Here is an 18,530-nt window from a genome sequence, read left to right as displayed (position 1 = left end):
AGAGGATACAGTGGCAACCACTAACGACATCAAGAACGGAACCGTCCTGAAGCTTGAGGGCCAGCTCTGGAACATCATTGAGTTCCAGCACGTCAAGCCCGGCAAGGGTGGCGCGTTCGTGCGCACCAAGATGCGTAACGTGATGTCCGGCAAGGTCGTCGACAAGACCTTCAACGCCGGACTCAAGATCGAGACCGCCACGGTTGACCGCCGCGACTACCAGTACCTGTACCAGGACGGCGCGGACTTCGTGTTCATGGACACGGCCGACTTCGACCAGCTCACGGTTTCCGGCGCAACGGTCGGTGACGCCACCAACTTCATGCTGGAGAACCAGATGGTGAACATCGCCATCCACGAGGGCAACCCGCTTTACATCGAGCTGCCCCCGAGCGTGGTACTCGAGATCACCTACACGGAGCCGGGCCTGCAGGGCGACCGCTCCTCGGCCGGCACCAAGCCCGCCACGCTCGAAACCGGCTATGAGATCCAGGTGCCGCTGTTCGTTGAGAACAACACCAGGGTCAAGGTTGACACCCGCGACGGCAGCTACCTCGGGCGGGTCAACGACTAGTGAGTGCACGCGGTAAGGCCCGTAACCGGGCCCTGGATGTTCTCTTCGAGGCGGAACAGCGTTCCGTCTCTGCGTTCGATGTACTGAAATCCCGCCGGGAGCAGACGGACCAGATCGTCAACCCGTACACCCTTGAAATCGTTGAAGGCGTAGTCTCCCACCAGGGCGCGATCGACGAATTCCTGGAAACCTATTCGCAGGGCTGGACCCTGGAGCGGATGCCCTCGGTGGACCGCACAATCCTCCGGATCGGCACCTGGGAGCTGCTCTACAACGACGACGTTCCCGACGGCGTTGCCGTGAGCGAGGCCGTGGCACTGGCCAAGACCCTCTCCACGGACGAGTCGCCGTCGTTCATCAACGGCCTGCTGGGCCGGCTGCAGCAGCTGAAGCCTTCGCTGCTCGCCTGAGTCGTAAGGCAATTAGGCACGCTCTACCAAGAACCCCGCCCGGGCCACCCGGGCGGGGTTCTTGCTGTCCGCCTCAGCCGACGACGGCGGCCCGGAGCTCAGTGATCTCGGCGAGCTGGTGCCGCTCATCGAGCTGGTGCGCCGGCACGTCCCGGCCGCTGAGGATCCGCTGCCGGGTGAAGGCAAGCTGGGTCCCGGCACGGAGCAGCGCCGCCATCTGCGGGCCCCGGCCGACGGATTTGGCCCAGCGCAGCGCGGAACGCCGCCCGCCGGGGGTGGCCAGCATCTCCACCTCGGCAGCGGTGAACCAGCCCGCCGCCGCGTATTCCTTGAGCCGCTGGCGGGTGAGCCGGCGCTCCGCGACCCGCAGCAGCACGATGACCAGGACCGCCAGCAGGAAGATCGGGACCTGCACCAGCAGGTACTGGGCCAGGAAGTTCTCGCCCATGCTGTTCCAGGCGCCGTGCAGCAGCATCGCGGGCACGAGCCCGACGGCGAACGCGAGCACGGACAGCCCGTTGTGCCAGCGGCGTGCCGCGAAGCCCATGATCAGGCCGGTGGTTCCGGTGAAAATGGCGTGCGCGAACGGTGACATGACGCCGCGGAGGAAAAACACCACCGCGAGGTCCGTGCCGGGGTCGCTGGATGCGGCGATCGCGCGGCCGAAGTAGAGGATGTTCTCGGTGAACGCGAAACCGGCCGCGATCGTGAAGGCGAACACCACGCCGTCGACCGGGCCGTCGAAATGTTTCCGGGCAAAGAACAGCAGCAACAGCAGTCCCAGAGACTTGGCGAATTCCTCCACCACCGGCGCCTGGACGGTCACGGCGAAGGTCGTGTAGTCCAGGCCCGAGGCCGGCCCCGCCACAAGCGAGAAATAGGGCTGGATCAGCATCGTCACGGCAATCGAAACCACGGCCCCCCAGACGAAGGCGAACAGCAGCAGCGACTTGGGCTCCGGCTCCCAGCGGTCGATGAAGCGGACTGTCAGCAGCACGGTCCCCAGCGGAATCAGCGAGGCGATAAAGCCGATGACGAAGCCGGAGATACCGGTGCTGCCCAGCAGGAACGGCAGGACCAGGAACAGGCTGATGAACGCCAGGAACCCACCGGCCAGCACAAGCCCCACCGCGCCGGCGGAGCGGCGCCCGCCCCGGACCGGCGGCAGGGCAGGCGGGAGGACCGGCTGGACCCGCCCGCGGCCGTTTGCCGGCGCCTGCTGGTAGTACTGCGGCCGGACGTGCCCCAGCCACGTCGGGTTGGCCTGCTGGGGAAGCGGCCGCCGGCCGCCGGGGGAGTAGCCGGGGTGGTCAGGGCCCGGCCGCGGATCGTTCGTCGTCATGCACCCGAGCCTATGTCCGTGTGAGCCTAAACGCAGACCGGCGGCGCCGGGGCGCCAACCCCGCTGTGGTAATTTGGAAGCGCAAATAGTCCTTTTTTAATTCCGTCCCGTGAGGCGGGGAAAGGGGAGACGAGCGTTGACTTCTGTTCCAGAAGCACCGGTTCCGGCCAAGGTTGTACTCACCCGAGTGGTACTCAGCCAGGCGGACATCGACCGTGCACTCACTCGTATCGCCCATGAAATCCTTGAGTCCAACAAGGGCTCCCAGGACCTGGTCCTGCTGGGCATCCCGCGCCGCGGCTACCCCCTCGCCGTCCGGCTCGCCGCCAAGATTGCCGCCGCCGATCCCACCGTGGACCCCGCCGCGATCGTAGGCCAGCTGGACGTCACCATGTTCCGCGACGATCTCTCGCACCAGGGCATGCGCCCGCCCTACCCCACCCAGCTTCCCCGCACCGGCATCGACAACAAGGTCGTGGTGCTGATTGACGACGTCCTGTACTCCGGCCGGACCATCCGGGCCGCCCTCGACGCGATCATCGACCTCGGCCGCCCGCGCATCGTCCGGCTCGCGGTGCTGATCGACCGCGGCCACCGGGAACTGCCCATCCGCGCGGACCACGTCGGCAAGAACCTCCCCACGTCCTCTTCCGAGAAGGTCCGGGTCCGGCTTGAGGAAACGGACACGGTCGACGGCGTTCCGGTCAACGAAGTGGTCATCGAGGCCACCGCGTGAGGCACCTGCTCTCCACCGAAGACCTGAGCCGGTCCAACGCCATCCGCATCCTCGACACCGCCGAGGAAATGGCGGCCGTGGGGGAGCGGGAGGTCAAGAAACTTCCCACCCTGCGCGGTCGCACCGTCGTCAACCTGTTCTTCGAGGACTCCACGCGCACCCGGATCTCCTTCGAGGCCGCCGCGAAACGGCTCTCCGCCGACGTGATCAACTTCGCGGCGAAGGGCTCCTCAGTCTCCAAGGGCGAATCCCTCAAGGACACGGCCCAGACGCTCTCAGCGATGGGGGCCGACGCCGTCGTCATCCGGCACTGGGCCTCCGGCGCGCCGCACCGCCTCGCCGCCACGGACTGGATCGACGCCGCCGTCATCAACGCCGGCGACGGCACCCATGAACACCCCACCCAGGCGCTGCTGGACGCCTTCACCATGCGCCGGCACTGGTCCAGGCTGGCTGGCACCCCGTCCGCCGGCGCGGACCTCTCCGGGATGCGGGTCGCGATCGCCGGGGACGTGCTGCACTCCCGGGTGGCGCGCTCCAACGTCTGGCTGCTGCGCACCCTCGGCGCCGAGGTCACCCTGGTCGCCCCGCCGACGCTGCTGCCGATCGGCGTCGACAAGTGGCCGTGCAGCGTCAGCTACGACCTCGACGAGACTCTGGCCCGCGGCGTCGACGCGATGATGATGCTGCGCGTGCAGGGGGAACGGATGAACGCCTCCTTCTTCCCGACCACCCGCGAATACTCGCGCCGCTGGGGCTTCGACGACACCCGGCTCCGGGCCCTGGACAGCCTGGGCCTCAAGGACACCATCATCATGCACCCCGGGCCGATGAACCGCGGCCTGGAGATCTCCTCGGCCGCGGCCGACTCGCCCCGCTCCACGGTTCTGGCCCAGGTCCGCAACGGCGTGTCCATCCGCATGGCCGCCCTGTACCTGCTTCTCTCCGGGGACACCCGCGAACCGGCGCACCAGGCGAACTCCACCCATTCCACCCCCGCAGGGCACACCTCCGCCCTCGTCACCAAGGAGAGCCACTAATGGCATCACAGCAGCAGGACGCAGGCACCGGCGCCTACCTGATCCGCGGCGCCGCCATCCTCGGCGGAGCCCCTGAAGATCTCCTCATCCGCGACGGGATCATCGCCGAACGAGGGCAGAACCTGCCGGCCGACGGCGCGACCGTCATCGAGGCCGCCGGGCTCGTCGCCCTGCCCGGCATGGTGGACATCCACACCCACCTGCGCGAACCCGGCCGCGAAGACGCCGAAACGGTCGAGACCGGCACCCGCGCCGCGGCACTGGGCGGCTACACGGCCGTGCATGCCATGGCGAACAGCACCCCGGTGGCGGACACCGCCGGCGTCGTTGAGCAGGTCCTCACCCTTGGCCGCACCGCCGGCTGGGTGGACGTCCGCCCGGTCGGCGCCGTCACCGTCGGCCTCGCGGGGGAGCAGCTGGCCGAACTCGGCGCGATGGCCGACTCCAGGGCCCGCGTCCGGGTCTTCTCCGACGACGGGATCTGCGTCCACGATCCCGTCCTGATGCGCCGCGCACTGGAATACGTCAAGGCCTTCGACGGCGTCGTGGCCCAGCACGCGCAGGAACCCCGGCTCACCGCCGGCGCACAGATGAACGAGGGCGAGGTCTCCGCCGTCCTCGGCCTCACCGGCTGGCCCGCCGTCGCCGAGGAAAGCATCATCGCCCGCGACGTGCTGCTCGCCCAGCACGTGGGCTCCCGGCTGCACGTCTGCCACGTCTCCACGGCCGGATCCGTGGAGATCATCCGCTGGGCCAAGTCCCGCGGCGTCAACGTCACGGCCGAGGTCACCCCGCACCACCTCTGGCTCACGGACGAGCTCGCCCGCAGCTACGACCCGGTCTACAAGGTCAACCCGCCGCTGCGCACCGACGCCGACGTCCAGGCCCTGCGCGCGGCGCTGGCCGACGGCACGATCGACGTCGTGGGCACCGACCACGCCCCGCACCCGAGCGAGCACAAGGAATGCGAGTGGGCGCAGGCCGCCATGGGCATGACCGGGCTGGAGACCGCGCTGTCCGTGGTGCAGCACACCATGATCGAAACCGGGCTGATGGGCTGGGCGGACTTCGCCCGGGTCACCTCCACGGCGCCCGCCGCGATCGGCCGGCTGGAGGACCAGGGCCGCCCGCTCGACGCCGGCGAACCCGCCAACGTCACACTCGTGGACCCGGCTGCGCGCTGGACCGTGGACCCTTCTAAGATGGCAACCATGGGCCGTAACTCTCCGTTTGCCGGCCGGGAACTTCCCGGCAAGGTGGTGGCGACATTCTTCAAGGGCCACCCCACCGTCCTCGACGGCAAACTCAACACCCCGTACCGGTGGCTCCCGGAAAACACCGAGCTGCCCGGCGCCGCGGCGGCGGGCCGCAACTGATGGACAAGCTGCCCTTCTTCATGATCATGCTGGCCCTCGCGACCGGCATCTTCGCCCTGCTGGCGGTCGGCTGGCGGAACCGGCTGCGCCGCCAGGCCGACGTCGACCCGCTGCCGGAGATCCCGGCGGAACTGGGCGCGGCCCTGGCGGTCGCCGACGGCCAGTACGTGGCCTCCACCACCGCCGGCGACTGGCTGGACCGCATCGCGGTGCACAATCTGGGCATCCGCACCAACGCCGAACTCAGCGTCCACCCGCAGGGAGTGCTCTTTGACCGCTCCGGCGCCGGCCCGGTCTTCATCCCCGCCGCCAGCCTCACCGGCGTGCGGCAGGAAAGCGGCATGGCCGGCAAATTCGTCGAAAAGGACGGACTGCTGGTGCTCAGCTGGATGCTCGGCAGTCGTGAACTGGATTCCGGTTTCCGCACCCGCCACGCCGAAGACAAGACCACCCTCCTCAACGCCCTGCAAGATTTGATCCCCGCGGCCCCTCAGGCCGATGCCGATAGTGGAAAGTAACGACGTGACGGACTCCTACGAAGTTTCAGCAACAGAAGTTTCAGCAACAGCAGCAGCAACAGCAGCAGCATCCACCCCGGCGGCCCTCGTCCTTGAGGACGGCCGGATCTTCCGCGGCACCAGCTACGGCGCCACCGGAACCGCGCTCGGCGAGGCCGTGTTCGCGACCGGCATGACCGGCTACCAGGAGACCATCACGGACCCCTCCTACGCCCGCCAGCTGGTCGTCCAGACCGCCCCGCACATCGGCAACACCGGGGTGAACAAGGACGACGCCGAGTCCCGCCGGATCTGGGTGGCCGGCTACATCGTCCGCGACGCCGCCCGCCGGGCCTCCAACTGGCGCTCCGAACGATCCCTGGACGATGAACTCATCGAGCAGGGGATTGTCGGGATCCAGGGCGTGGACACCCGCGCGATCACCCGCCACCTGCGCGAACACAAGACGATGCGCGCCGGGATCTTCTCCGGCGACGCCGTCCGCGCCACGGACCAGGAACTCGTGGACACCGTCCTGGCGAGTGCCCCGATGGAAGGCTCACGCCTGGCCGAGGAAGTCAGTGTGGACCAGGCCTACACCGTGGAGCCCAGGGACTGGGGCTGGGACGGCGAGCCGCGCTTCAGCATCGCCGCGATCGACCTCGGCATCAAGCGGATGACCCCCATCCGGTTCGCCGAGCGCGGCGTCCGGGTGCACGTTCTGCCGGCCACCGCCACCCTGGCCGACGTCCAGGCGGTCAACCCGGACGGCTTCTTTATGTCCAACGGCCCGGGCGACCCCGCCACCGCCGACAACCAGGTCAAGCTGCTCCGTTCGGTCCTGGACGAGAAGATCCCCTACTTCGGCATCTGCTTCGGCAACCAGATCCTGGGCCGGGCCCTGGGCTTCGGCACCTACAAACTGCGCTACGGCCACCGGGGCATCAACCAGCCGGTGATGGACCGCCGCACCGGCAAGGTCGAGATCACCTCGCAGAACCACGGCTTCGCCGTCGACGCCCCGCTCGACGGCGCGACGCAGGCCCCCGAGGAACGCTTCGGCCGCGTCGAGGTCAGCCACGTGAGCCTCAACGACGACGTCGTCGAAGGCCTGTCCTGCCTGGACATCCCGGCGTTCTCGGTGCAGTACCACCCCGAGGCCGCCTCCGGGCCGCACGACGCCGCCTACCTCTTCGACCGCTTCATCGAGTTGATGGCGGACGCTTCTTCAAAGACAGAGACAGACACAAAGACTGCCCCCGAATCCAAGACTGAGGATACGAAGTAATGCCCAAGAGAACTGACCTCAAGAGCGTCCTGGTCATCGGTTCCGGTCCGATCGTGATCGGCCAGGCCGCCGAATTCGACTACTCCGGCACCCAGGCACTGCGCGTCCTCAAGGAGGAAGGCCTCCGCGTCATCCTCGTAAACTCCAACCCGGCCACCATCATGACCGACCCGGAGTTCGCCGACGCCACCTACATCGAGCCGATCACCCCCGAGGTGGTCGAGAAGATCATCGCCAAGGAACGCCCCGACGCGCTCCTGCCCACCCTGGGCGGCCAGACCGCCCTGAACACCGCCATCGCCCTGGACAAGAACGGCGTCCTGGAGAAGTACAACGTTGAGCTGATCGGCGCCAACATCGCCGCGATCGAACTTGGCGAGGACCGCGAGAAGTTCAAGGGCGTCGTGGCACGATGCGGCGCCGAGTCGGCCCGCAGCCACATCATCCACACCATCGACGAGGCCCTGGTCGCCGCCGAGGACCTCGGCTACCCGATGGTCGTCCGGCCCTCCTTCACCATGGGCGGCCTCGGCTCCGGCCTCGCCTACGACGAGAACGACCTCCGCCGGATCGTCGGCCAGGGGCTGCAGTACAGCCCCACGTCCGAGGTGCTGCTCGAGGAGAGCATCCTGGGCTGGAAGGAATACGAGCTCGAGATGATGCGCGACAAGAACGACAACGTCGTGGTCGTCTGCTCCATCGAGAACTTCGACCCGGTCGGCGTGCACACCGGCGACTCGATCACCGTGGCCCCGGCACTGACCCTGACGGACCGCGAGTACCAGCGCCTGCGCGACATCTCCATCGCCGTCATCCGCGAAGTCGGCGTCGACACCGGCGGCTGCAACATCCAGTTCGCCGTCGAGCCCGACACCGGCCGCGTCGTCGTGATCGAGATGAACCCGCGCGTCTCCCGCTCCTCCGCGCTGGCCTCCAAGGCCACCGGCTTCGCGATCGCCAAGATCGCCACCAAACTCTCCCTCGGCTACACCCTCGACGAGATCCCGAACGACATCACCCAGAAGACCCCGGCGTCCTTCGAACCGACCCTGGACTACGTCGTCGTGAAGGTCCCGCGCTTCGCGTTCGAGAAGTTCCCGGCGGCGGACCCCACCCTGACCACCACCATGAAGTCGGTGGGCGAGGCCATGGCCATGGGCCGGAACTTCACCGAGGCCCTGCAGAAGGCGTTGCGCTCCCTGGAACAGAAGGGCTCCCAGCTGGACTTCAGCCACGTCCCGGAGTGGGAGGTCGCGGAGCTGATCGAGAAGTCCAAGCGGCCCACGACGGACCGTCTGCACCAGGTCCAGCGGGCCCTGCTCGGCGGCGCCACCGTGGAGCAGCTCTTCGAGGCCACCAAGATCGACCCCTGGTACCTGGACCAGCTCCAGCTGCTGAACGAGATCTCCGTCGAGATCCGCAAGGCCGCCGCGCTGACCCCGAAGATGCTGAAACGCGCCAAGCGCCACGGCTTCTCGGACGAACAGATCGGCGCCCTGACGCACAACTCCGAAGACGTCGTCCGGGGCGTCCGGCAGGCCCTCGGCATCCGCCCGGTCTACAAGACCGTGGACACCTGCGCCGCCGAGTTCGCCGCGTACACCCCGTACCACTACTCCTCCTACGACGAGGAGGACGAGGTCGCGCTGCACGCCAAACCGTCCATCATCATCCTCGGGTCCGGCCCGAACCGGATCGGCCAGGGCATCGAGTTCGACTACTCCTGCGTGCACGCCTCGATGGCGCTGCGCAAGGCAGGCTACGAGACCGTGATGGTTAACTGCAACCCGGAAACCGTCTCCACGGACTACGACGTCTCCACCCGGCTGTACTTCGAGCCGCTCACCCTGGAGGACGTGCTCGAGGTCATCGCGGCCGAGGAGCGCACCGGCGGGGTGATGGGCGTCTTCGTCCAGCTGGGCGGCCAGACCCCACTCAAGCTCGCCCAGCAGCTCGCCGACGCCGGCGTGCCGATCCTCGGCACTTCCCCGGAAGCGATCGACCTCGCCGAGCACCGCGGCGCCTTCTCCCGGGTGCTCGACAAGGCAGGCCTCATCTCGCCGAAGAACGGCACCGCCGTGTCCTTCGAGGACGCCAAGAAGATCGCCGACGAGATCGGCTACCCGGTCCTGGTCCGCCCCTCCTACGTGCTCGGCGGCCGCGGCATGGAGATCGTCTACGACGAGCCCAACCTCTCGCGCTACATCGCCAACGCCACCGAGATCACCACCGAGCACCCGGTGCTGATCGACCGGTTCCTCGAGGACGCCGTCGAGATCGACGTGGACGCCCTCTACGACGGCACCGAGATGTACCTCGGCGGCATCATGGAGCACATCGAGGAGGCCGGCATCCACTCCGGTGACTCGGCCTGCGTGCTGCCGCCCATCACCCTGGGCAACAACGTGCTGGAGCGGGTCCGCGCCGCGACGCTGGCGATCGCCGAGGGCGTGGGTGTCCGCGGCCTGATCAACATCCAGTTCGCCCTGGCCTCCGACGTGCTCTACGTCCTGGAGGCCAACCCGCGGGCCTCCCGCACGGTGCCGTTCGTCTCCAAGGCGACCGGCGTGCAGATGGCGAAGGCAGCTGCCCTGATCGGCACCGGCGTCACCGTCAACCAGCTCCGCACGGCCTACAAGATGCTCCCGGAATCCGGCGACGGCTCCACGCTGCCGCTGGACGCCCCGGTCTCGGTCAAGGAAGCCGTGCTGCCGTTCAGCCGCTTCCGCACCCCGGAGGGCAAGGTCGTGGATTCGCTGCTCGGGCCGGAAATGCGCTCCACGGGCGAGGTCATGGGCATCGACAAGCACTTCGACACCGCCTTCGCCAAGAGCCAGGCCGCCGCCAACAACGCGCTGCCGACCGAGGGCAAAATCTTCGTGTCCGTGGCCAACCGGGACAAGCGCTCGGTCATCATGGGGGTCAAACGGCTCTCCGACCTCGGCTTCGAGATCGTCTCAACCGGCGGCACCGCCGACGTGCTGCGCCGCAACGGCATCCAGGCCACCCCGGTCCGGAAGGTCGCCGAGGGCTCCAGCGCCGAGGGCGAGGGCACCATCGCCGATCTGGTCATCGCCGGGGAGATCGACATGGTCTTCAACACCCCCTCGGGCGGCGAGGCCCGCAGCGACGGCTACGAGCTGCGCGCCGCCGCTACCTCGATCGGCATCCCGTGCATCACCACGGTCGCCGAGTTCAACGCTGCCGTCCAGGCCATCGAGGCGCTGCGCACCTACGAGTGGTCGGTCACGAGCCTGCAGGAGCACGCCGCTGCGCTCGTCGCGTCGCACGAACGGGTCGCGCAGGAACGGGTTACGCAGAATGCCGGCTGACGGCATGGCTGGGGGCGCCACCGCGGGCACGGCCGGCCGGGAGTCCTTCGGCTACCGGCTGGGCCGGGCCATGGCGGACCGCGGTCCGTTATGTGTCGGGATCGACCCGCACCCGGCGCTGCTGGGCGGCTGGGGACTGAACGACGACGTCGCCGGGCTGGAGCGGTTCTCGCTCACCGTCCTGGAGGCGGTGGCGTCTATCGCTGCCGCGGTCAAGCCGCAGGTGGCGCTGTACGAACGGCATGGTTCGGCGGGCATGGCCGTGCTGGAACGCACCCTCGCCGCGGCAGCGGACGCCTCGGTCCTGAGCATTGCCGACGCCAAGCGCGGCGACATCGGCTCCACCATGGCCGCCTACGCCGACGCCTGGCTGCGCGACGGGTCCGCCTTGGCCGCCGACTCGGTCACGCTGAGCCCCTACCTGGGCTTCGAATCGCTCCGCCCGGCCCTGGACCTCGCGGCGCAGACCGGCCGCGGCGTCTTCGTCCTGGCGCTGACGTCCAACCCGGAGGGCGCGTCCGTGCAGCACGTCGGCGGGGCGGACTCCGTGGCCCGCCGGATCGTGCGGGCCGCCGCCGCGGAGAACCGTCGGTACGGCGTCGATCAAGACAGCGCGCAGCTGGGCTCGACCGGCCTCGTCGTCGGCGCGACGGTCGGCTCCGCGCTCACGGACCTGGACCTGGACCTCGCCGCGGTGCGCGGCCCGATCCTCGCCCCGGGCCTCGGCGCGCAGGGCGCCACGGCCGCGGATCTGCGCCGCACCTTCGGGAGCGCCTATGGCCAGGTGCTCGGAACATCCAGCCGTGACATCCTCGGCGCCGGTCCGCGGATCCAGGACCTGCGCGATGCCGCCCAGCGGACCCTTGAGGAGCTGCGGGCGGCGTAGGGGGCGTCGCGAAGAGTACCCGGCGGACACAAGGCGGCGACGCTGAACTTGTCCATTGATTTCTGCCTCGCCAAGACGGTAGGTTCAGGACAAGTCCGCGGCACCGGCCCGGGTGCTGTTCGGCCCGTCCGGCCGGGCCGTTTGCGCGGTCCGCCGAGTATGCAGGGAGGCATTCAGTGAGTCTGCGACCCCTCACTCCGCAGGAGCGTGCCGATGCCCTGGGCAAGGCCGCCGCGGCCAGGACCACCCGGGCCACTGCCAAGGACCGGCTCAAGACCGGGGAGCTGTCCATTGCGGAGCTGCTCAGCGCCGGGGAGACCGACGACGCGATCGCGCGGATGAGGATCGTGGAACTGCTCGAGGCGCTTCCCGGCATCGGGAGGGTGCGCGCAGCGGCCATCATGGACCAGCTCGGCATCGCGGCGTCGCGCCGGGTCCGCGGCCTGGGAATCCACCAGCGCCGGGCGCTGGTAGATTTTATAGACGACAAACAGCCCGGTCCGCCGCGCTGACCCAACCCCGCCCGAAGGAATATGTGAGCAAGAAACCGGGACTGACAGTCCTCGCCGGCCCGACGGCTGTTGGCAAAGGCACCGTGTCCACCTACATCCGGGACAACTATCCTGGCGTCTGGCTTTCCGTCTCTGCGACCACACGGCCCCCACGGCCCGGCGAAGTCGACGGCGTGCATTACTTCTTCAAGTCAGCCGAGGAATTCGATTCCCTTGTCGAGGACGGCGAACTCCTGGAGTGGGCCGTGGTCCACGGACGCAACCGCTACGGCACCCTGCGCAGCACGGTGGACGCCGCGATCGCCGACGGCCGTTCGGTGCTCCTGGAAATCGACCTGCAGGGCGCCCGGCAGGTCAAGAAGGCGGTGCCCAAGGCCCAGTTTGTCTTCCTGGCGCCCCCGAGCTGGGATGAAATGGTCCGCCGCCTGGTGGGCCGCGGCACGGAAACAGCGGAGGAGCAGCAGCAGAGGCTGGAAACGGCTAAACTAGAACTTGCCGCTGAACCGGAGTTTGACCACACCGTCATCAATGATGACGTTCGACGGGCAGCGGACGAGCTTGTTTCACTCATGGGGCTGACCCCGAACCCACGCTAGGCGCCGGGACGTATCGGCCCGTTAGAATTTGGAGAATTCGTGTCCACGAACCTTGAAGGCATCATCAACCCGCCGATCGACGAGCTGCTGAAAGCCGCCGATTCGAAGTACGGACTGGTAATTTTCGGCGCCAAACGCGCCCGCCAGATCAACGCGTACTACGCCCAGCTGCACGAGGGCCTGTTCGAGTACGTCGGCCCGCTGGTCGACACCAAGCTGAACGAGAAGTCGCTGTCCATCGCGCTGCGCGAGATCAACGAAGGCAAGCTCGTTTCCACGCCGATCGAACCTTCAGAGTAATTGCGCAGCCGCAGGCGGGGTCTCACGTGCGCATAGTCCTCGGAGTCGGGGGAGGGATAGCCGCCTACAAGGTGGCGTCACTCCTCCGGCTTTTTACTGAAGCCGGCCATGACGTCACCGTCATCCCCACGGAGGCCGCGACCCGTTTTGTCGGCGTCGCCACGTGGGAGGCGCTGTCCGGGCATCCGGTCAGCAACAGCGTCTTCGACGAGGTGCACACGGTCAACCATGTCCGCCTCGGCCACGAAGCCGAACTGATCGTGGTGGCCCCCGCCACCGCCGACCTGCTGGCACGTGCTGCCACCGGCCAGGCCAACGACCTGCTGAGCAACACCCTCCTCATGGCCGGCGGCTGCCCGGTGCTGATGGCCCCCGCCATGCACACCGAGATGTGGCAGCACCCCGCCACCCAGGCCAATGTCGAGACGCTCCGCAGCCGGGGTATCACCGTGCTGGAGCCCGCCTCCGGCCGGCTGACCGGTTCGGACTCCGGACCGGGCCGGCTCCCGGAGCCCGAGGCCATCTTCGAGGCTGCCCTGGCCCTCGCCGGTGCGCCGCCGGTGCCCGCGACGGCGCCGCTGCCGGCGTCGGACGCCGTCCTGTCGTCAGCGCCGGGTCCGCTGGCCGGGCTCACCGTCACGGTCAGCGCCGGCGGCACCCGCGAACCCCTGGACCCCGTCCGGTTCCTGGGCAACCGTTCCTCCGGAAAGCAGGGGGTGGCGCTGGCCGCCGCCGCCCGCGACGCCGGCGCCAAGGTCCGGCTGCTGGCCGCCCACATGGACGTCCCGCCGCCGTCCGGCGTGAACGTCGTCAACGTCGAGACGGCCCTGGAACTCCGCAAGGCGGCCCTGCACGCCGCCGCCGACTCCGACGTCATTATTATGGCCGCCGCCGTCGCGGACTTCCGCCCGGCGGATGTTTCCGGGACGAAAATCAAGAAGCGCGACGACGTCGCCGACCCCGTCATCTCGCTGGTCCGGAACCCGGACATCCTGCGCGAGCTCGTCGAGACCCGGGACGCTGCCTCCCGCCGCCAGCTGATCGTCGGATTCGCGGCCGAGACCGGCGACGCGGACGGCGACGTCCTGGACTACGCCGCCGCCAAGCTCCGCCGCAAGGCCTGCGACCTGCTGGTGGTCAACCACGTGGGACAGGACAAGGTTTTCGGCGAGGACACCAACTCCGTAGTCATCCTTTCCCGTGCCGGCTCCGAACCCCAAGAGGCGTCGGGTTCCAAGTCCGACGTTGCGGCTGCCGTGATCGACCGCATCAGCGCCGAGCTGAGCCGGGTGGTCCCGCCTGCCTGAACCGGCGTAAGCAACGTCTCCTTAGCACAGGGACACACGACGCCGGACGTCCGTTTTCCAACCAGTAAGGTAGTTGAGTGACTTTACCGCTGCACATCCCTGACTTTCACGGGTCCACGCCCGCATCGCTCCGGCTCTTCACGTCCGAGTCGGTGACCGAAGGCCATCCCGACAAGATCTGCGACCAGATCAGCGATGCGATCCTCGATGCCCTGCTGGCCAAGGACCCCGAGTCCCGGGTAGCCGTGGAGACGCTGGCCACCACCGGGCTCGTCCACGTCGCCGGCGAGGTCACCACCGACGCCTACGTCGAAATCCCGCAGATCGTCCGGGAAACCATTCTCGGCATCGGCTACGACTCCTCGGCCAACGGGTTCGACGGCGCCCGCTGCGGCGTGTCCGTCTCGATCGGGCAGCAGTCCAACGACATCGCCGGCGGCGTCTTCAATTCGCTCGAAGCCCGCGAGGGACGCCAGGAGGACGACTACGACCTCCAGGGCGCCGGCGACCAGGGCCTGATGTTCGGCTACGCCAGCGACGAGACCCCCTCCTACATGCCGGTTCCGATCTGGCTCGCGCACCGCCTCTCCGAACGGCTCACCGAGGTCCGCAAGAATGGCGAACTCGCCTACCTGCGCCCCGACGGCAAGACCCAGGTCACCGTGGGCTACGAAGGCGACCGGCCCGTCTCGGTCGAGACCGTGGTGATTTCCAGCCAGCACGCAGAGGGCGCCAGCCTGGACCAGCTCCGCGCCGACCTCGCCGCCCACGTCGTGGACCCGGTCATGGCGCTGTCCAACCTTGACATCTCACGCACCAGGAACATCCTGAACCCGGCCGGTGCCTTCGTCATCGGCGGCCCGGTCGGCGACGCCGGCCTCACCGGCCGCAAGATCATCGTTGACACCTACGGCGGCATGGCCCGCCACGGCGGCGGTGCGTTCTCCGGCAAGGACCCGTCCAAGGTGGACCGCTCGGCGGCGTACGCGATGCGCTGGGTGGCCAAGAACGTGGTGGCTGCCGGTCTCGCCAAGCGCGCCGAAATCCAGATCGCCTACGCGATCGGGCAGGCCCGCCCGGTGGGAACCTACGTCGAGACCTTCGGCACCGAGACCGTGGATCCCGCCCGGATCAGTGCCGCGATCGCCGAGATCTTCGACCTGCGCCCCCGGGCCATCATCGATGCCCTGGACCTTAAGCGCCCGATCTACACCAAGACCGCCGCGCATGGCCACTTCGGCCGCGAGGATCCCGACTTCACCTGGGAGCGGCTGGACCGGGTCGATGCGCTGAAGGCCTTCTTCAACGCCTGAGACGACGCCCCGACGCTGTCTGGCGTCGCTGTCCCGGACTGCTGCTTTGGACGGCCATCCAGACGTAATGTCACTGCCCTGTGATGTGCTGTAGCCAGGCCGCCGATCCCGGCGGCCTGGCTATTCTTTGTTGAACCGGCGCTGGGCGGGCCCGCACCGACCCATTGCTGAAGGGAGGACACCCGCGATGAGCCCGATCCATGGCGCTGCAGCGCCGGACGAGCCCTTCCAGCAGTCGCTGCTTCAGGGCTTTCCAGCCTCCGCGGCCGCGGCCCCCGGCCCGCCCCTCGCCGACCTGCTCCCGGTGGCCCGGGTGCGGCTCGAGTCGTCCCTTCCGCACCTTGACCGGCCCTTCGACTACAGCGTACCCGCCGGGCTCGACGCCGCGGCGCAGCCGGGTGTGCGGGTGAAGGTGAAGTTCAACGGCCAGGAACTCGCCGGATACCTGATCGAACGGGTGGGCGAATCCGACGCCGGGCACCCCCTCGTCCCGCTGCACAAAGTCGCCTCTCCGGTCCCGGTGCTGACGGCGTCCGTTGCGGATCTCGCTTACCGGGTCGCGGCGCGTTACGCCGGCAACGTCAGCGATGTGCTCCGTGTCGCCGTGCCGCCGCGGATGGCGAAACTCGAGAAGGACCTCGCCCCCGAGGGGGTCCTGGACCCGGCCCTCTTCGCGGACGGGGCCGACAACGGGGCGGGGCCGGCCGTCCCTGCCGGCCTGGAAGCCTCCAGCTGGTCCCCGTACCGCAACGGCCCGGCCTTCCTGCAGCACCTCAACGCCGGGGAGTCGCCGCGGGCCGTGCTCGGCGCGCTCCAGGGCTACGGTCCCGGGGGCTGGCCGCGCCTGATTGCCGAGGCCGTGGCGGCCGTCCGCCAGTCCGGCCGCGGCGCCGTCGTTGTTGTGCCCGACTACCGGGACCTGGACCGGGTGGAAGCTGCCCTCCTGCAGCTCCTGCCGGCCGGCGACGTCGCCCGGCTCACCGCGGACGACGGCCAGACCCCGCGCTACCGCAGTTTCCTGCGCATCCTCAGCGGCGCCGCCGGGGTCGCCGTCGGCACCCGTTCCGCCGCCTACGCGCCGGTCCACAATCTTGGCCTTGTGGTCTGCTGGGATGACGGCGACGACCTGCACATCGAGCAGCGCTCACCCTATGCCCACTCCCGCGAGGTCCTGCTGCTGCGCGCCGAGCAGGAGGGCGCCGCGTGCCTGCTCGCCGGGCACACCCGGAGCACCGAAACGCAGCGCCTCGTCGAAGCCGGGTGGGCGTGGCCGGTGGAAGCGGACCGCGCCGTCGCCCGCCGGACCGTTCCGCGGGTGCTGAACACCGCCGACAGCTACGAACTCGAACACGATCCGCTGGCCAGGATTGCCCGGCTGCCCGGCGCCGCCTGGCGCGCCGCCAAGGACGGGCTCGAACGCGGCCCGGTCCTGGTCCAGGTGGCCAGGGCGGGCTACGCGCCGTCGCTTGCCTGCGACAACTGCCGGGAACCGGCGCGCTGCACTGCCTGCAGCGGGCCGCTGGCCATCGCCGGGGCCAGCGGGAGCTCGGCCGTGCCGCAGTGCCGGTGGTGTTCGACGCCGGCACCGGCCTGGCGCTGCGGGACGTGCAACGGGGTCCGGCTCCGGCGGGGCGCCACCGGGGCGCTGCGCACGGCCGAGGAACTGGGCCGTGCGTTCCCGGGCAAGCCGGTCATCACCTCGTCCGGGGACCGTGTGCTGGCCACGGTTCCTGATTCGAAAGCCCTGGTCGTTGCCACGGTCGGCGCGGAGCCTGTTGCGGCCGGCGGTTACGCGGCGGCGTTGCTGCTGGACGGTGACTCGCTGCTGCGGCGGGAGAACCTGCGGGCCGGGGAGGACGCCGTCCGGCGCTGGTTCAACGCCGCGGCCCTGGTCCGGCCTGCCGGTGACGGCGGCCTGGTGGTCATCACCGCAGACGACGCAGCCGGCGTCGGGGCCCTGCTGCGCTGGGACCCTGCCGGCTACGCCCAGCGGGAACTGTCCCTGCGCCAGGAACTGCAGCTGCCGCCGGCTGTCCGGGTCGCGTCCATCACCGGCGGCAGGACAGCCGTCGGACACTTCGGGCAGGCCGTCGAGCAGCAGCTGGGCCCGCAGGGGATCGTGCTGCGGACCGCCGGCCCGGCCCCCCTCGTGCTGGCCGGCGCCCCCGGCCCGACAGGATCCCAGGGAAAAGCCGGGGTGGCCGCCGACGAGGACGTGCGGACGCTGCTGTTCATCCCCTACGCCCAGGCCGCACAAGTCACCCGGGTGCTTCGCGCGGTCAAGGTCGCCGCTGCCGCAAAACGCACCGACGACCCGGTCCAGCTGCGGCTCGACGGCGTGGACGTGCTCTAGGTTCTAGGTCGACTCTGAATGAGGTTGCCCTCGTCAGCTGGCCGGGTCGTACTGGAACTGCCGGACCTCCTGCGAGCAGCGGCAGGCGGCGGCGATCTTGGCGGCCCATTCGACTGCCGCCTCCCGGGAGGGCAGCTCGAGAACGGTGTAGCCGCCGTTGGGCACCTGGTGGCCCGGGTACGTGCCCTCGGTGACGGTGCCGTCACCGGCCACAAGCACCGGGCCCACGTGCTCATCGATGCCGCCGCCGAAGACGTACACGCCTGCCGCCTTGGCTTCGTCGATGACGGCATGCGAGGCTTCGACCACCGACTCGAAGTCCTCCTCGGGGAAAACCATGGCCTCACCGGGGAACGAAATCAGGTACTTCGTCATTCGAGGACTCCTCTGCTCCGGGGGCACCATCCGCCGGCTCGTCTCTGCGGCACCGCTCTGATGCCCGGAACGATTAGGGCTCCGAAGCCCGACGGGTGGTCAAGGTAGAGCGTCGCGCCCGACCCGCAGAACTTGCTAGAGCGGTACCGTCTGTGCGCACGGTCAAAGCGTCCGCAGAGCCTGAACTCCATGAACGAGTTTCATCCGGGCTTGGTCCCTAAAGCCGTCTCGCTGCACTGCGTTCGGCTTCATCATTTAATGTCGGTGGCTCGTGATGTCATGGGGGTATGGAA

17 protein-coding genes are annotated in these 18,530 nt (G+C 68.9%); 15 read left to right on the top strand and 2 right to left on the bottom strand.

The genetic code is table 11. From position 1 onward, the window contains the following. Positions 1 to 10: 10 nt before the first annotated feature. A complete protein-coding gene (gene efp, locus QK291_RS15265) occupies positions 11 to 574 on the top strand; it encodes an elongation factor P (protein WP_282383428.1) in 564 nt (187 codons plus the stop codon). Next, complete coding sequence (gene nusB / locus QK291_RS15260) at positions 574 to 984, top strand: transcription antitermination factor NusB (RefSeq protein ID WP_282383426.1); 411 nt, start codon at positions 574 to 576, stop codon at positions 982 to 984. Before efp ends, nusB begins: the two co-directional genes overlap by 1 nt. Positions 985 to 1,057: 73 nt before the next feature. On the opposite strand, the gene QK291_RS15255 is transcribed toward nusB, so the two are convergent. After that, positions 1,058 to 2,326 (bottom strand): PrsW family intramembrane metalloprotease, encoded by a 1,269-nt coding sequence (locus QK291_RS15255; protein WP_282383424.1) that lies wholly within the window; start codon positions 2,324 to 2,326, stop codon positions 1,058 to 1,060. Positions 2,327 to 2,462: 136 nt separating this feature from the next. Between QK291_RS15255 and pyrR the strand changes: the two genes are divergently transcribed. The 13 genes from pyrR to QK291_RS15190 all read left to right on the top strand — a co-directional run bounded on the left by pyrR (position 2,463) and on the right by QK291_RS15190 (position 17,862). Next, complete coding sequence (gene pyrR, locus QK291_RS15250; RefSeq protein WP_282383422.1) at positions 2,463 to 3,062, top strand: bifunctional pyr operon transcriptional regulator/uracil phosphoribosyltransferase PyrR; 600 nt, start codon at positions 2,463 to 2,465, stop codon at positions 3,060 to 3,062. Then, the gene (locus tag QK291_RS15245) at positions 3,059 to 4,102 is read left to right on the top strand and encodes an aspartate carbamoyltransferase catalytic subunit (RefSeq protein ID WP_282383420.1); all 1,044 of its coding nucleotides are present in this window, start codon (positions 3,059 to 3,061) and stop codon (positions 4,100 to 4,102) included. The genes pyrR and QK291_RS15245 overlap by 4 nt, the downstream gene beginning before the upstream one ends. Beyond that, a complete protein-coding gene (locus QK291_RS15240; protein ID WP_282383418.1) occupies positions 4,102 to 5,478 on the top strand; it encodes a dihydroorotase in 1,377 nt (458 codons plus the stop codon). Before QK291_RS15245 ends, QK291_RS15240 begins: the two co-directional genes overlap by 1 nt. Beyond that, on the top strand, positions 5,478 to 5,996 hold the full coding sequence (locus QK291_RS15235) for a hypothetical protein (RefSeq protein ID WP_282383416.1): 519 nt from the start codon (positions 5,478 to 5,480) through the stop codon (positions 5,994 to 5,996). Before QK291_RS15240 ends, QK291_RS15235 begins: the two co-directional genes overlap by 1 nt. Further along, on the top strand, positions 5,977 to 7,263 hold the full coding sequence (gene carA / locus QK291_RS15230) for a glutamine-hydrolyzing carbamoyl-phosphate synthase small subunit (RefSeq protein WP_282383412.1): 1,287 nt from the start codon (positions 5,977 to 5,979) through the stop codon (positions 7,261 to 7,263). The genes QK291_RS15235 and carA overlap by 20 nt, the downstream gene beginning before the upstream one ends. Beyond that, entirely contained in the window at positions 7,263 to 10,595 is a 3,333-nt protein-coding gene (gene carB, locus QK291_RS15225; RefSeq protein ID WP_282383410.1) for a carbamoyl-phosphate synthase large subunit, read from the top strand. The genes carA and carB overlap by 1 nt, the downstream gene beginning before the upstream one ends. 4 nt (positions 10,596 to 10,599) lie before the next feature. Beyond that, positions 10,600 to 11,481 (top strand): orotidine-5'-phosphate decarboxylase, encoded by an 882-nt coding sequence (gene pyrF, locus QK291_RS15220; protein WP_282383407.1) that lies wholly within the window; start codon positions 10,600 to 10,602, stop codon positions 11,479 to 11,481. 176 nt (positions 11,482 to 11,657) lie between these two features. Beyond that, entirely contained in the window at positions 11,658 to 11,993 is a 336-nt protein-coding gene (mihF, locus tag QK291_RS15215; RefSeq protein ID WP_282383404.1) for an integration host factor, actinobacterial type, read from the top strand. A 23-nt stretch (positions 11,994 to 12,016) separates the two neighbouring features. Beyond that, the gene (gmk, locus tag QK291_RS15210) at positions 12,017 to 12,589 is read left to right on the top strand and encodes a guanylate kinase (RefSeq protein WP_282383401.1); all 573 of its coding nucleotides are present in this window, start codon (positions 12,017 to 12,019) and stop codon (positions 12,587 to 12,589) included. 39 nt (positions 12,590 to 12,628) lie between these two features. Then, entirely contained in the window at positions 12,629 to 12,889 is a 261-nt protein-coding gene (rpoZ, locus tag QK291_RS15205) for a DNA-directed RNA polymerase subunit omega (RefSeq protein ID WP_282383398.1), read from the top strand. 26 nt (positions 12,890 to 12,915) lie between these two features. After that, complete coding sequence (locus tag QK291_RS15200; RefSeq protein ID WP_282383396.1) at positions 12,916 to 14,196, top strand: bifunctional phosphopantothenoylcysteine decarboxylase/phosphopantothenate synthase; 1,281 nt, start codon at positions 12,916 to 12,918, stop codon at positions 14,194 to 14,196. A gap of 77 nt (positions 14,197 to 14,273) precedes the next feature. Further along, positions 14,274 to 15,509, top strand: coding sequence for a methionine adenosyltransferase (gene metK / locus QK291_RS15195; RefSeq protein ID WP_282383394.1), 1,236 nt, complete (start codon positions 14,274 to 14,276; stop codon positions 15,507 to 15,509). Positions 15,510 to 15,696: 187 nt separating this feature from the next. Further along, positions 15,697 to 17,862 carry a primosomal protein N' gene (locus tag QK291_RS15190; protein WP_282383392.1) on the top strand — a complete coding sequence of 722 codons (2,166 nt, stop codon included), beginning with the start codon at positions 15,697 to 15,699 and terminating at the stop codon, positions 17,860 to 17,862. 33 nt (positions 17,863 to 17,895) lie between these two features. On the opposite strand, the gene QK291_RS15185 is transcribed toward QK291_RS15190, so the two are convergent. Next, the gene (locus QK291_RS15185) at positions 17,896 to 18,237 is read right to left on the bottom strand and encodes a YciI family protein (RefSeq protein ID WP_282383390.1); all 342 of its coding nucleotides are present in this window, start codon (positions 18,235 to 18,237) and stop codon (positions 17,896 to 17,898) included. Positions 18,238 to 18,530: the final 293 nt, after the last annotated feature.

This window comes from Arthrobacter sp. AL12 (assembly GCF_029960645.1).
Classification (GTDB): Bacteria; Actinomycetota; Actinomycetes; order Actinomycetales; family Micrococcaceae; genus Arthrobacter.
The sequence above is the reverse complement of the archived record's forward strand: the minus strand, read 5'-3'. Positions and strand labels throughout refer to the sequence as shown.

Excerpts from the sequence above, each read along its gene's own strand:
- carA (WP_282383412.1), top strand. The coding sequence starts at position 5,977 with ATGCCGATAGTGGAAAGTAACGACGTGACGGACTCCTACGAAGTTTCA.
- QK291_RS15185 (WP_282383390.1), bottom strand. The coding sequence starts at position 18,237 with ATGACGAAGTACCTGATTTCGTTCCCCGGTGAGGCCATGGTTTTCCCC.
- carB (WP_282383410.1), top strand. The coding sequence starts at position 7,263 with ATGCCCAAGAGAACTGACCTCAAGAGCGTCCTGGTCATCGGTTCCGGT.
- QK291_RS15235 (WP_282383416.1), top strand. The coding sequence starts at position 5,478 with ATGGACAAGCTGCCCTTCTTCATGATCATGCTGGCCCTCGCGACCGGC.
- QK291_RS15190 (WP_282383392.1), top strand. The coding sequence starts at position 15,697 with ATGAGCCCGATCCATGGCGCTGCAGCGCCGGACGAGCCCTTCCAGCAG.
- QK291_RS15240 (WP_282383418.1), top strand. The coding sequence starts at position 4,102 with ATGGCATCACAGCAGCAGGACGCAGGCACCGGCGCCTACCTGATCCGC.
- QK291_RS15255 (WP_282383424.1), bottom strand. The coding sequence starts at position 2,326 with ATGACGACGAACGATCCGCGGCCGGGCCCTGACCACCCCGGCTACTCC.
- pyrF (WP_282383407.1), top strand. The coding sequence starts at position 10,600 with ATGGCTGGGGGCGCCACCGCGGGCACGGCCGGCCGGGAGTCCTTCGGC.